General features: G+C 41.0%; 16 protein-coding genes. 7 read left to right on the top strand and 9 right to left on the bottom strand.

The features are described from left to right. Nucleotides 1-31: 31 nt before the first annotated feature. The 7 genes from F9856_RS04630 to F9856_RS04600 form a co-directional block, all read right to left on the bottom strand. The gene (locus F9856_RS04630) at nt 32-790 is read right to left on the bottom strand and encodes a TIGR00266 family protein (protein ID WP_013730631.1); all 759 of its coding nucleotides are present in this window, start codon (nt 788-790) and stop codon (nt 32-34) included. A gap of 271 nt (nt 791-1,061) precedes the next feature. Next, nucleotides 1,062-1,556, bottom strand: coding sequence for a beta-class carbonic anhydrase (locus F9856_RS04625; RefSeq protein WP_029175493.1), 495 nt, complete (start codon nt 1,554-1,556; stop codon nt 1,062-1,064). A 122-nt stretch (nt 1,557-1,678) separates the two neighbouring features. After that, nucleotides 1,679-3,046, bottom strand: a complete 1,368-nt coding sequence (gene radA, locus F9856_RS04620; protein WP_024404944.1) for a DNA repair protein RadA — start codon at nt 3,044-3,046, stop codon at nt 1,679-1,681. Nucleotides 3,047-3,052: 6 nt separating this feature from the next. Then, nucleotides 3,053-3,586, bottom strand: coding sequence for a histidine phosphatase family protein (locus tag F9856_RS04615; protein WP_202105905.1), 534 nt, complete (start codon nt 3,584-3,586; stop codon nt 3,053-3,055). Nucleotides 3,587-3,592: 6 nt separating this feature from the next. Further along, nucleotides 3,593-4,036, bottom strand: a complete 444-nt coding sequence (locus F9856_RS04610) for a dUTP diphosphatase (RefSeq protein WP_002939955.1) — start codon at nt 4,034-4,036, stop codon at nt 3,593-3,595. A gap of 18 nt (nt 4,037-4,054) precedes the next feature. Then, nucleotides 4,055-5,041, bottom strand: a complete 987-nt coding sequence (gene rhuM, locus F9856_RS04605) for a RhuM family protein (protein ID WP_044672888.1) — start codon at nt 5,039-5,041, stop codon at nt 4,055-4,057. A 273-nt stretch (nt 5,042-5,314) separates the two neighbouring features. Next, on the bottom strand, nt 5,315-6,181 hold the full coding sequence (locus F9856_RS04600; RefSeq protein WP_202105904.1) for a helix-turn-helix domain-containing protein: 867 nt from the start codon (nt 6,179-6,181) through the stop codon (nt 5,315-5,317). A gap of 340 nt (nt 6,182-6,521) precedes the next feature. On the opposite strand from F9856_RS04600, the gene F9856_RS04595 reads away from it, so the two are divergent. The 6 genes from F9856_RS04595 (at nt 6,522) to F9856_RS04570 (ending at nt 10,916) form a co-directional block, all read left to right on the top strand. Beyond that, complete coding sequence (locus F9856_RS04595) at nt 6,522-6,806, top strand: lactococcin 972 family bacteriocin (protein WP_202105907.1); 285 nt, start codon at nt 6,522-6,524, stop codon at nt 6,804-6,806. Nucleotides 6,807-7,027: 221 nt separating this feature from the next. Then, nucleotides 7,028-9,136 carry an amino acid ABC transporter permease gene (locus F9856_RS04590; RefSeq protein WP_202105902.1) on the top strand — a complete coding sequence of 703 codons (2,109 nt, stop codon included), beginning with the start codon at nt 7,028-7,030 and terminating at the stop codon, nt 9,134-9,136. Next, nucleotides 9,133-9,762 (top strand): ABC transporter ATP-binding protein, encoded by a 630-nt coding sequence (locus tag F9856_RS04585; RefSeq protein ID WP_100664944.1) that lies wholly within the window; start codon nt 9,133-9,135, stop codon nt 9,760-9,762. The genes F9856_RS04590 and F9856_RS04585 overlap by 4 nt, the downstream gene beginning before the upstream one ends. Nucleotides 9,763-9,922: 160 nt before the next feature. Next, nucleotides 9,923-10,138, top strand: a complete 216-nt coding sequence (locus F9856_RS04580) for a hypothetical protein (protein WP_044672895.1) — start codon at nt 9,923-9,925, stop codon at nt 10,136-10,138. A 37-nt stretch (nt 10,139-10,175) separates the two neighbouring features. Continuing rightward, nucleotides 10,176-10,463 carry a bacteriocin immunity protein gene (locus F9856_RS04575; protein ID WP_202105900.1) on the top strand — a complete coding sequence of 96 codons (288 nt, stop codon included), beginning with the start codon at nt 10,176-10,178 and terminating at the stop codon, nt 10,461-10,463. 264 nt (nt 10,464-10,727) lie between these two features. Next, complete coding sequence (locus F9856_RS04570; protein WP_202105899.1) at nt 10,728-10,916, top strand: hypothetical protein; 189 nt, start codon at nt 10,728-10,730, stop codon at nt 10,914-10,916. 251 nt (nt 10,917-11,167) lie between these two features. On the opposite strand, the gene F9856_RS04565 is transcribed toward F9856_RS04570, so the two are convergent. Then, nucleotides 11,168-11,317, bottom strand: a complete 150-nt coding sequence (locus F9856_RS04565; protein ID WP_161498491.1) for a hypothetical protein — start codon at nt 11,315-11,317, stop codon at nt 11,168-11,170. A gap of 15 nt (nt 11,318-11,332) precedes the next feature. Further along, on the bottom strand, nt 11,333-11,692 hold the full coding sequence (locus F9856_RS04560) for a YbaN family protein (RefSeq protein WP_024419247.1): 360 nt from the start codon (nt 11,690-11,692) through the stop codon (nt 11,333-11,335). Nucleotides 11,693-11,818: 126 nt separating this feature from the next. Between F9856_RS04560 and F9856_RS04555 the strand changes: the two genes are divergently transcribed. Next, nucleotides 11,819-12,421 carry an NADPH-dependent FMN reductase gene (locus tag F9856_RS04555; protein WP_202105897.1) on the top strand — a complete coding sequence of 201 codons (603 nt, stop codon included), beginning with the start codon at nt 11,819-11,821 and terminating at the stop codon, nt 12,419-12,421. Nucleotides 12,422-12,434: the final 13 nt, after the last annotated feature.

The following is a 12,434-nucleotide window of genomic DNA, read 5'->3' as shown; positions in this document are numbered from 1 at the left end:
GTTGTAGCCCTCAGCTTCTATTTCTCCACTATTAAAAAATTGCATCCAGCAATGATGTGCTTCCACCACCACCGTCACCACCTGCACCGACAATATGATTACCAATGACCTGAGCAAAAGTCTCAATGTTCAAACTCTGTACATAGATTTCTCCATAACCAGTAAAGGTATTAACGATTCCTTCACCTGTACCGATAGATTGGAGAAAACCATTTTCCATATGGATATTGTAGTCCAAATCACGACTCCAAGCAACCACATGAGCATTGTCAATGGTGATACTTCCACCATCCAAAGTTAGCTTCTTAATAGAACCAAATGCATTCGCCAAAAGTGTTCCGCGCCCCTCTGTAGTCATCACAAAGAGTCCACCCTGACCACCAAAGAAAGCTTTCCCAACACTCTGGCGTTCCATTTTATATTGAGCAGAACCATCAAGGGCAAGGAAGGCACCATCATTTAGTCGATATTGCTCTGCACCAAGTTCCAAGGCAATAACCTGACCTGGCGTTGAAGGCGCAAGTGCAATTTTTCCATCGTCACTATTGGAAATAGCTTGCGTGATAAACATAGATTCGCCTGATACCATTGACCGACCGATGGCCCCCATCAATTTACCAAAACCTGAACCACCACGCGCATTGAGCTTGGTATTCAAAGTCACGCTGGGCGTATGGTAGACCATACTCCCCTGTTGAATATAAGCTGACTCTCCAGCCTCTAAGGCAATTTCCACTAAAGGAAATTGCATATTACTATCGATAGTATATTTCATCCGATTGTCTGACATGAGAAGGTCTCCTTGTTTTGTGTTATTTGTATAACACAATTCTACAACTAAAACAAAACCCTGTCAAGTATTTTTATAAAAAATACGGGAAACCGCACCATCTGTTCCCCCATTTTTATTACATAGTCTTTCAGCACTAGGAAGTGAGCTGCAGGTTGCTTCAATAGTCCAGCGGACTGTTGAAGGTTGGAAATCATACTTACGACAGTAAGTAACGTTCGTAGAGTACAGCAAAGCAAGTTAACGACGTAATAAAAGATAAACTGAATGACTAGATAACTTCCGTCATACGACCCGTATCCACATCATAAATAGCCCCTGAAATTTCAACGTCGTCAGGTATGAGCGGAGATTGTTTCAAAAGGGCAATATCTGCCCGCACGCTTTCTTCAATGTCTGTAAAAGGAAGAAAGTCCTGACCAGCCACATCCACCCCCAAATCCCGCTTGAGTTGGACCGTAAAGTCTTCATTGGTAAAGGTCTGGGCACCGCAGTCTGTATGGTGGAGCACCACGATTTCCCGTGTACCGAGTTGCTGCTGGGAAATGACTAGCGAGCGAATCATGTCCTCCGTCACGCGCCCGCCCGCATTCCGCAGTATATGGGCATCACCCAGAGCCAAGCCCAAGGCCTGCGCCACGTGAAGCCGTGAGTCCATACAGGTCACGATAGCCACCTTGGTCTTTGGACGAAGAGGCAAATGGTAATCACCATGCAGGTCAACATAGGCCTTGTTGGCCTTCATAAAGTTTTGAAAATAAGACATAGGACCTCCTTGTCTGATGAGAATTTCTGAAATTTTCAGAAATAGGTTAGACCTAGCTTATCACATTCCCGACCATTTGTCGCAAAAAGAGGAGCGACTAGCTGTCACTCCCGATGATTTCATCAGTTGAATACTTTCTGCAAGACTTCGCCAATGGTGGTCACGCCGATAACGGTGATTTCCTTGGGGACCTTGATACCTGTCAGAGAATTTTTGGGGGCATAAACCTTGGTAAAGCCCAATTTGGCGGCTTCGTTAATCCGTTGTTCAATCCGATTGACGCGGCGGATTTCACCTGTCAGACCAATCTCGCCTATAAAGCACTCTTGTGGGTTAGTTGGCTTGTCCTTGTAACTGGAGGCAAGGGCAACTGCGACCGCTAGGTCAATAGCTGGCTCATCCAGTTTGACACCGCCTGCTGACTTGAGGTAGGCATCTTGGTTTTGGAGGAGCAGGCCTGCCCGTTTTTCCAAAACCGCCATAATCAAGCTGGCACGGTTGAAATCCAGTCCTGTCGTGGTCCGCTTGGCATTGCCAAACATGGTCGGGGTCACCAGGGCCTGCACTTCCGCAAGAATGGGGCGGGTACCCTCCATGGTCACGACAATAGCCGAGCCAGTCGCCCCGTCCAGCCGCTCTTCCAGAAAGACCTCACTTGGATTGAGAACTTCGACCAAGCCCTGCGACTGCATTTCAAAAATGCCGATTTCATTGGTGGAGCCAAAGCGGTTTTTGACCGCCCGCAAGATACGGAAGGTGTGCTGACGCTCCCCCTCAAAATAAAGAACGGTGTCTACCATATGCTCCAAGGTCCGCGGTCCAGCCAAGGTTCCTTCCTTGGTCATGTGGCCGACGATAAAGGTTGCGATATTGTTGGTCTTGGCAATCTGCATGAGTTCATTGGTCACTTCACGGACCTGACTGACAGAGCCTTGCACGCTAGAGATGTCAGGACTCATAATGGTCTGGATAGAGTCGATAATCAGGAAATCTGGCTTGATTTTCTCAATCTCGGTCCGAATGCTCTGCATATTGGTCTCCGCATAGAGATAGAACTCGCTGTCAATGTCGCCCAGACGCTCGGCACGGAGCTTAATCTGCTGGGCAGACTCTTCCCCCGACACGTAGAGGACGGTGCCAATAGTCGAAAGTTGGGTCGATACTTGCAGGAGCAGGGTGGACTTGCCAATCCCTGGATCGCCTCCAATCAGGACCAAACTGCCCGGCACCACACCGCCACCGAGGACGCGGTTAAACTCCTCCATATTGGTCTTGGTGCGAGCCACTTGAATGGACGACACTTCATTGAGCTTCATCGGACGGGTCTTCTCACCTGTCAGGCTGACCCGCTCGTTCTTGACTTCCGCGACTTCCACTTCCTCGACAAAGGAAGACCAGGAGCCACAGTTGGGGCAACGGCCCAGATACTTGGGCGAGTGGTACTCGCAGGATTGACAGACAAAGGTTGTTTTTTTCTTAGCGATGATGATTTCCTCCTATAGAGTGTATTCTAGGATTTCGCAGTAGGCTATGGTTTCTTTGGGAACAAACTGGCGTATCAGCATACCGTGACAGACGATAACGATTCGGGCATAGGCTTGGTATTTTTCAAGGGCCTGTAAAAATCGCTCTTTCATCTCCGCAGCAGTCTCATAGCGAACAGAAGAAGTCTCGGGCACCGCTCCGCCATTTTCCAAAAATAATCGATGAGCTAAGACAGCCTCATCTTGACTGGTATTTTGCCCCGTCAGGTCTGGTCGCCACTCATGAAAAAAGGGTTCGACCAGAAGAGGTAGTTGCTGGGTATGAGCAATGTAGGTCGCAGTTTCCAAGGCCCGTGTGACGCTTGAAGCAATGACTACTTGAGCTTGGGAAAAGATAGGAACACTAGCAATTTCCTGAGCTAAAGTCCGCCCCTTTTCAGTTAAAGGAGCCAGATCCCGTCCAAAACCTGCATACAGCCGAGGATGTTCATGCTGGTCAAACATGCTGTAGTCGGGCTCGGAATGCCGCACAAAAAGAATCTGCATCGTAGTCTATTTCCCCGTCGAGCCAAATCCACCTGTCCGAACGCCGTCGGCCTGGTCGCCGTCAGCCAAAAGGAAGGGGGCAAAAACAGCCTGTACGATCCGCTCACCAGCTTCCACCACGACGGTTTCTTCTGTGATATTTCGCATCTGGGCAAAGATATGACCTTCGTTGGCTGGATTGCCATAGTAGTCGCCGTCGATAACTCCAACTGAGTTAATCAAAACCAGCCCCTTCTTGCGAGGGTTGGACGAACGGTCGTAGAGATAGAGGACCTCATTTGCCTGCATATAGGCCTTGACACCCGTTGGCACTAGCTTAATCTCACCTGGCTCCAAGCTGACCGTCTCCGCAGCTTTCAGGTCGTAACCTGCTGCGTGGGCTGTCTCACGTTTTGGCAATAAGTTTTCATCTGTAAACTGGCTGACCAGTTCGAATCCACGGATTTTCATATTTTTCCTTTCGAGTGCTTATTTTGAAGATAAATCTTCTAGTAATTTTTCAAAGTCAGAATTTATCTTTTGGGTCTTATTAAAAATTGCATATTCTGACTTAGCTTTGTCTTTGGCAGTCTGACTGGTAATCTGACTCTGTCCCTCCAAGAGTTCATAGTCTTGAAAGGCTAAAAATCGGTCAATGCTATCTGCCAAATCTTGCATGGTCTGGGTCTTTCCTTGCTCAATTTGTCGCTCCAGATAGTCAAAGTAGCCCGAAATACTACGTTCCAGCGAACGAATTTCCTTTTCGTTCAGATAATTTTTAGCCACAAGAGCATCTGATTGCAAAATACGTCCGTCAGGGGAGTGTTTCCAGGTTACCAACCCCATGTTTACTTTGGTGTGGTCCGCCTTTTCATAAATAATTTCTGCAGCTGTTTTACCTGTAATTGCATAATGAAATTTATTTTGCACATGAGCATAGAATTGTTTGGTCACCAAGCTATTAGCATCGTAATCAATCGCAATCTCCGCAAAAATATCTGTGATTTGTAACCAGATTCGTCGTTCACTAGCACGGATAGAACGAACTCGTTCTAAAAGCTCACGGAAATAGTCTTTTTCCAACAAGTTTTCGCCTTGCTTCAAACGCTCATCATCCATGGCAAAACCTTTAATCATGTATTCTCGAAGTACAGTCGTTGCCCACTGCCTAAACTTAGTAGCCTTTTGAGAATTGACACGGTAACCGACGGAAATGATGGCATCGAGATTGTAATAACTAGTTAGATAATTTTTACCATCACTTGCAGTTGTTTCCATTTTGGAAATAACTGAATGCTCATCTAGTTCGCCTTCTTCAAAAATATTTTTCAAATGTTTGCTGATAGCTGGTACACCAACATCAAATAATCTTGCCATTTCCTTCTGACTGGCCCAAATCGTCTCGTCACTGACAATAACACTAGCCTTTTCTTGGTCATTTTCTGCTCGGTAAATTAAAAATTGTAATTCCTTCATATTTGCCTCTTTAATTATTTAGGGCTTACTCCCTACTACAGATTCATTCGCATTTTTCGTCACAAATGCAAAAAGTGTGGTTAAGGGAAAGGCATACTCGTCATCAAAGCGAGCCGCACGTAGCCACAAGTCTTGGTCAACCTTGCGAAGATAGACACTACAACTCGTATTCTAACCATAGCTCTATTATACACTAATTCGTAAAAGCCTGTGATATTCAACAAAAAAACACCTGACAAACAGGTGTTGCTACTATAAACTAGCTCAAGCAGTTCAAACCTCTTCCGAATCAAAAATATCCCAATACTCCTCGACTTCTTTCTCCAACTGTTCAACCAGCTCCAGCAAGTCTGCAGCTCGGAGAATAGCGATCCCCTTGTCCACCATCCCTCTATCCTGCTGAAAGATACCCATGCGAACATTGGCCATGCCTACATAATCAATCCGCATACTTTCCTGAGCCATAGCATAAACTCTCTCCATTACTGAAATACAAAGTTTATACTCTTCATTTTTCAGTAAAACGGTCGATAGATTATAGAGAAAAGCAAACTGGCTAACCTGTACATCTCTGAAGTCCTTATACTTGTCCAAGGAAAGCAAGATTTTATCTACAAAGCCTTTCAAATGAGATACAGGAATGATTGGAAGCACCAGGCCTAACTTACGAAAATCAGCTAAATACCAAGTATCCGATTTTTCCAATTCCTTCCAAAGGGCTTGCCCCAACTGTCTGGTCCGCTCCCCATCTCCCGTTTGATAAATGGATAAGATTAAGCGTAATTGTTGCTCAATTCGTTGAACCCGTATATCTTCTTGCTTCTTCAAATACTGCTCTACTTGGTACAAAAAATCTTGGCAACCTAATTCGGAAAAAAATCGTCCTCTCAGATTTTCAAAGCGATGGATGATAGACGAACGCTCCGAAGGCTGATAGGCATGGCAGATATAGTCAAACTCTGCGAAGGTCATATCCAACTGACGAAGGATATGGGAAAAGTGGGCGATGGTCGGATATTCTTTGTTGTTTTCAATTTTTGATAGGGTCGTCCGTGACAAGGCATCTCCACAAACTTCCTGCTGGCTAAGCCCCTTGGACTTACGAATTTCCTTTAAGACTGTTCCAAAATCCCATTTCATACAAGACCTCCAAAAAATGTGAGAATTGTTTGCGTTTTCATCTTTTGAATTTATTCTATGATACCATAATAGTAAAGAAAAACAAACAAAATAATAGGAGGCACTCTTATGAAAAATTGGAAAAACTATCTCTTGCTTTTAACTTACTCAGCCATCCTACTAGCCCCTCAACTTTTAGGAGATGGATGGAATCTAATTATACCAATTGTCAACAAATAAATAAGCTACTACCATCTCACCACTCTGGAAAGGAGGAAAAAGACTGGAAACTATATGTTGGGTGGAGAGGATGGGAAAGCTAATCTTGAAAATAAAAATACACTTAGAAAGGAAAATTATCATAAAAAAGTTTGCTAAATTAGTTTTTGCGGTGGGAATCGCTTGTAGTTTAATGGCATCCACAGTCGCCTTTGCAGACTTCGTCGATGGTGGTGAATGGCATTATGGAGTTGGATGGACAGGAACCTACGGATATTCCAACTACCATCATCCAACACGTTCTCATACTGCTACTGTAAAAAATGGGCAACATGAAAACCGTCAACGCCAAGGTGCGGGTATATGGGCTAAAGCATCAATTACCAAAATCCCACCAACTGGCATGGAATATTTCTATGGTTTTTGATAAACACTAGGTGTACACTAAAAATAAATCAGGAATCCACAAATGATGGAATTGTGAAACAAACGATTACCATGCTCAGAAATGTTTGATAGTAGGGTAATCGGGAACAACTGTTACTCATCAATTGCTAAATGACTGATAGTCAAATCCAAAAAGATAGTTAGTTTCCGACCAGCTCTATTGGTGTGCTGGTCGGAAAACGTATATAAGGAGGTGTTCAGATGAAAAGGCTAAACCATTTCTGTATGATTCTACTTCTGTGTTGTGTCAGTTTTATCGTTGTAAATCTACACTATACTAAGGAAATCAATCGCATACGCGAATTAGGAACGACTGACTATTCATTTCAATTTTATTTACGCGATAGTGCCGTTCCTTCACAGGATTTACTGCATTTTTTTGAAAAAATTGCTGATAAATACGACGTTTCAATTATCAAAACAGATAGCAACACCGAGATAATAAAAGCAGGTGTTTTTTCTCATGAGACCTTTCCTTATAAAGATTTTGGAATCCAGCAACTTACTTTTAACGAAGACGGAAGTGGAACTTATACAAATATACAATCCTCCGACAAACTAGGGCATATCCCAACATTTTTGCAGGCTAAGACGATACGGCTCATCACTTTAAAAAACTATTTTCAAGATACATCCCATACACTAAATGGTCAGTATACCGTCACAACAACAAAATCAATAAACGATACTGAAATAGTACAGGAATTGAGTCATTTTTTCAATATTGATTCTTCCACACTATTGACACCAACCTTTGAAACAGCAGTAGAATTGATAAATAGAGACTTGCTACTAGTAGCACTCATCTGCTGTATCGCATTTTTACTCCTTTCATTAACTTCTGTTTACCAACCAATTTTAGATATCAAACATATCGGCGTTGAAAAAATACTTGGATATAGTAACTTAGAGATTTTCTATCGCTATGTAAAACAAAACATACTAATCATGGGGATCGGTAGTATCATTCTAAATAGTTTACCATTTCTGTTTTTTGACTACATTCCTCAAGGTTTTTCAGCTATGATGCTGCTAGCACATTTTATCCTCCTTCAAGTCTATCTACTCATCAACATTTTAGTCATCACAATTATCCAACGCATCAATGCCGCATCTATCATAAAAGGATTTGTTTCCTTCAAAACAGGATTCTATATCAATAATTTCTTCAAATGCTGTCTCACACTTCTTATCACTATATTGATGATTGGTGTCGGAAATAGCATGTATGAGGAACATCAAGAGTTGAACTATCAAGAACAGTGGGAAAAACAAGGAGATTTCCTAACACTCGAAACCGTAAAATCAGGAAATCAACTCTGGCAAGATAGCCTGTCTGGTTCCGACAAAGCTCATCAATATTATTACTCCTTATATAAGAATCTGACAGAAAATCTTCCAACCTACTATATTCGTTCTAGTATCATAAACCCTGGCAATTTCTCACATCTCAAAGAATTTGAACATTCAACATTGGCTAATGACATCCCTGTTCTATATGCCAACAAAGCCTATCTCGAGAGTATAGGATTTCCTATCCCACATACAAGTAAACAGTTAACTGTACTCTTTCCAGCATCAATGAAAGAAAATGAAGAGTCTGACGAAAATCTAGCAAAATTGATTGGTTTGCTGTCACTGAAATATGAAGAACAAGTGATAAAAACAATCAACGAAGTAGAGGTTGAATGCATTTATTATGAAAGTGACTGGACATTCTTCCCTTACAATGAAACCTTATCCAACAATTTCACTAATCCAATCATTAGTTTGGTCAATGACAACGACATGTCGTGGGAAGATAAAGCACACCTGTCAAATACTGGATTAAGTAGCCCAATTAAAATTGCAAATACCCCTCAAAATCAACAAAAAATCGAACAAATTCTTCAGAAATTGCCTGATGATAGCTATTTCAAGTTCTCATCAATAAAATCTATTCAACAAGGACGTGTAGATAGTTTCCGCGATGCTAGTCGTAACTTCATCACCTTGTTTGCGATTATCTGCTTACTGAGCATTGTTGTTTCCTATTTTATCGTGAGGAGTATGTTCCTATGGAGAAAATCTCATATCTTCACAATGAAATTTTTAGGATGGTCACTCCTTGACCGCTATAAACCAATTCTAATTGGACTAGCATTACTTTATTTGCTACCTCTTCCAGTTATTTTAATAGCTGGTAAGTCACTATTTCCTCTTGTACTTTTTTTACTATTTGCCATTGCTGATGGAGGTATCTTCCTATTTACATCGCTGAGTATGGAGCAAAAAAATCTTGTACAATACTTGAAAGGAGAGAACTTATGATTCATTTAGAACATATCTTTAAAAAGATTGGTCAAAAACATATCCTACATGATTTTTCCCTCCACATTGAACAAGGTGAATTAGTCGCAATTGTTGGAAAAAGTGGCAGCGGAAAAACAACATTACTAAACATCATTGGCTTGCTTGACGGTGAATACGAAGGAAATTATCTCCTATTTGGTCATTCAAACGTACCTGTAAACACTAGGACATCTCAAAAAATAATTCGGGAACAAATTTCCTATCTATTCCAAAATTTTGCTCTAATTGAGAACGAAAGCGTCGAGTATAATCTCCTGATGGCATTAAAATATACCAGATTATCAAAAAGGGAAAAGGAAGAGTCTATAAAAAATATACTAGAAAAAATCGGACTAGCAAACACGCTAAAACAAAAAATTTCCGAGCTATCTGGAGGAGAACAGCAACGAATTGCTATCGCTCGGGCTCTACTCAAACCAAGCAATCTTATCTTAGCAGATGAGCCAACGGGATCATTAGATCAGGAAAATAGGGACTTAATCCTACAATTTCTCATAGAAATGAATAATCGTGGTAAGACAGTGATTATCGTCACACACGATCCATATATCGCCGATAAGTGTCAGCGAGTTATTCGTTTATAATTTAGATAGTTTCTACACTCTTGGCGAATCAGGCATTCCACTACAACTGCAAAAATCAATGCTCTAGAACGTATGCCATGCATCACTTGACCCAAGTTTACGATAAATAAACACAACACTTATCTAGTTCTTTCATAAAATACAGCCTGGAGGTGCAACAATGACTGCTGCATTCATCATTTTTTTAATCATAAAAGTATTAGCCCTCATTCTATTCCTTGCTTGTTTATTTCTAGGTTATAAACTAGTTAAAACATTAAATAAAAAGCAAGTATCTCCTGCAAAAAAATGGGGAATCATTGGTCTCTATAGCCTATTTTTGCTTATCGTAGCCTATCTTACAACATTTGTTGTCGTACTGGGAATCAATACTTAGGCTTCGAATTTTGTGATATATGTAAGGAGAGACAATAATGGATATCAAAACGAATAAAACCTTATTAGGGCAAATTGAGACTATCCTTAACACACAGCTCTTATCGGTCCAAGAACTTGCGATATTAAAACATGCACAAACTGCCCTTCAACACGACGACCACCTTTTAAAGGTCATCGCTTACTTAAAACAAGAACTTTCGCCTCTTGCAATAAGCAACTCATTGTCTCCAGAAGTTTCAGGGTTATTTCTTGAAATAAACAGACAGCACCCAGCAACACGAGCTGCTGCCATTTGGAATTTTCTTGTTCCAAAAATCAAATAAATGGGCAGGACATAACCAACATAAACATCTTGATTATCTGCTAATCTCAGGGATAAATCCAACCATTTTCTTAGGTTGTGCTCGACATGGTTTACTTGAAAATAATCATTCTCTGGATTTCTCTAGCCCTTGCATTGTACGGGGACAAGTTCATTCAGAAAGATTTCCCAATTTTGAAAGGGATTTTCCTACTTATTGCTCTGGCAAGTTCACTTTCTTTTCTATTTTAATCCCACATAGAGTATTTTGGAAGGGAAAACAGTTATGAAACCAACCAATCTTTTTCATAAAACATCGACCGTTTTCACTCTAATTGGCCTCCACTTAGTTGTCTTCCTACTTAGTGGACTTCGCTCTTGGATGTTCCACCAACCCTTCAAATGGTGGATTACCCTAGGGATTAGTGTCGGTTTTTCAGTTGCTTATCTCTTAGTAACAAAAAATAACCCCTAGTCATCAACGACTCACTAACTAGAAAATTGCTAATAAACTACATCAGATGGATATGAAAACATTCCAAGAAAATTTATACGAGACTGAATGTATCAAGTTATCTAGCTTAATCTTGAAGTCTTGTAGAACAAATACTTAAAAACCAGTCAATCACAGAAATAGAGATTGACTGGTTTTTGCTGTTCACATTCTTATACCATATAACATTCAAAATCAGACTTTACGATACAGATGGAACTCTGTCCCTCCTATTATTCAATGAAATAGGCTGTGATTTTTGAAGTGTGCAATTCAAACACAAACTGGTTGTGGTAGAGTTCGGCGTAGTAGCCGTTGAGCTTGAGGAGCTGGCTGTGGTTGCCTTGCTCAATCACTTTTCCGTCTTTGAGGACGATGTTCAATCCTCAAATCTGACTTTATTTCTCCGGTATGACCCAAAACAAATAGTAAGTAATGAAGATTGTTAATAGTCCCAGTCCTATTTTGACCAATAAAATAGGAGCCAGCCAGATAGAAATTGCCATGAGTAAGTAAATTTGCCAGATGATTTGCTTTTTTCGTTTGCGGGAAATAGATTTGGTCTCAACGTAATCAGCTACGTAAAATTGATAAATTTTTGTATTGCGTAGCCATTTTTCAAACCTTTTTGAACTTCTCGCAAAGCAAAAACCAGCCAAAAGTAAAAGAGGAGTTGTCGGAACTATCGGCAAAACAATCCCAATGACACCAACCACCAAACTAACAAAACCAAATACTAGATAGAATATTCTTTGCATACTAATATTATACCAAAAAACTCGTGAATTTTTGAACAATTTTATCACATTTTCAGAAAACGCTTGCATTTTATCAGATAAACGGGTATGATAAAGGTAGCAAATTTAGGAAAGAGAGAAGACGCTATGAAACTTCTAGGACTGGTCGGAACAAACTCCGCTCGCTCAACCAACCGCAAACTCTTGCAGTACATTGAACAGCACTTCGCTGATAAGGCAGATATCGAACTGGTTGAAATCAAGGAACTCCCAATATTCAATAAACCAGCCAATCGAGAATTACCAGAAATTGTCAAAGAATTGGTCGCAAAAATTGAGGCTGCTGACGGAGTCATCATCGGAACTCCCGAATATGACCACTCTATTCCAGCTGTCCTTATGAATGCCCTTGCTTGGGTATCATACGGTGTCTATCCACTATTAAACAAACCAGTTATGATTACTGGTGCTTCTTATGGAACACTTGGTTCCTCTCGTGCCCAACTACAGCTACGTCAAATTCTCAACGCTCCTGAACTCAAAGCTACTGTTTTACCAGATGAGTTCTTACTATCTAATTCCATGAAAGCCTTTGATACAAACGGTGAGCTCATTGATTTAGAAATCAGTCAAAAACTGGATGCCATCTTTGATGACTTCCGTCTCTTTGTCAAGATGACAAGTAAACTGTCTAGCGCCAAAGAGTTACTTCAAAAAGAAGCTGAAAACTTTGACTGGGAAAACTTGTAAGAGAGGAGAACAA

The organism is Streptococcus suis, from assembly GCF_016743335.1.
Classification (GTDB): Bacteria; Bacillota; Bacilli; order Lactobacillales; family Streptococcaceae; genus Streptococcus; species Streptococcus suis_Y.
Note: the sequence above shows the minus strand (reverse complement) of the source record. Positions and strands in the feature narration are given on the sequence as shown.

Bases quoted from the DNA above. Each gene is read 5' to 3' on its own strand.
- F9856_RS04585 (WP_100664944.1), top strand. From the start codon at position 9,133: ATGATTCATTTAGAACATATCTTTAAAAAGATTGGTCAAAAACATATC.
- F9856_RS04615 (WP_202105905.1), bottom strand. From the start codon at position 3,586: ATGCAGATTCTTTTTGTGCGGCATTCCGAGCCCGACTACAGCATGTTT.
- F9856_RS04630 (WP_013730631.1), bottom strand. From the start codon at position 790: ATGTCAGACAATCGGATGAAATATACTATCGATAGTAATATGCAATTT.
- F9856_RS04590 (WP_202105902.1), top strand. From the start codon at position 7,028: ATGAAAAGGCTAAACCATTTCTGTATGATTCTACTTCTGTGTTGTGTC.
- F9856_RS04610 (WP_002939955.1), bottom strand. From the start codon at position 4,036: ATGAAAATCCGTGGATTCGAACTGGTCAGCCAGTTTACAGATGAAAAC.
- F9856_RS04580 (WP_044672895.1), top strand. From the start codon at position 9,923: ATGACTGCTGCATTCATCATTTTTTTAATCATAAAAGTATTAGCCCTC.
- F9856_RS04575 (WP_202105900.1), top strand. From the start codon at position 10,176: ATGGATATCAAAACGAATAAAACCTTATTAGGGCAAATTGAGACTATC.
- F9856_RS04555 (WP_202105897.1), top strand. From the start codon at position 11,819: ATGAAACTTCTAGGACTGGTCGGAACAAACTCCGCTCGCTCAACCAAC.
- rhuM (WP_044672888.1), bottom strand. From the start codon at position 5,041: ATGAAGGAATTACAATTTTTAATTTACCGAGCAGAAAATGACCAAGAA.
- F9856_RS04600 (WP_202105904.1), bottom strand. From the start codon at position 6,181: ATGAAATGGGATTTTGGAACAGTCTTAAAGGAAATTCGTAAGTCCAAG.
- F9856_RS04625 (WP_029175493.1), bottom strand. From the start codon at position 1,556: ATGTCTTATTTTCAAAACTTTATGAAGGCCAACAAGGCCTATGTTGAC.
- F9856_RS04570 (WP_202105899.1), top strand. From the start codon at position 10,728: ATGAAACCAACCAATCTTTTTCATAAAACATCGACCGTTTTCACTCTA.
- F9856_RS04560 (WP_024419247.1), bottom strand. From the start codon at position 11,692: ATGCAAAGAATATTCTATCTAGTATTTGGTTTTGTTAGTTTGGTGGTT.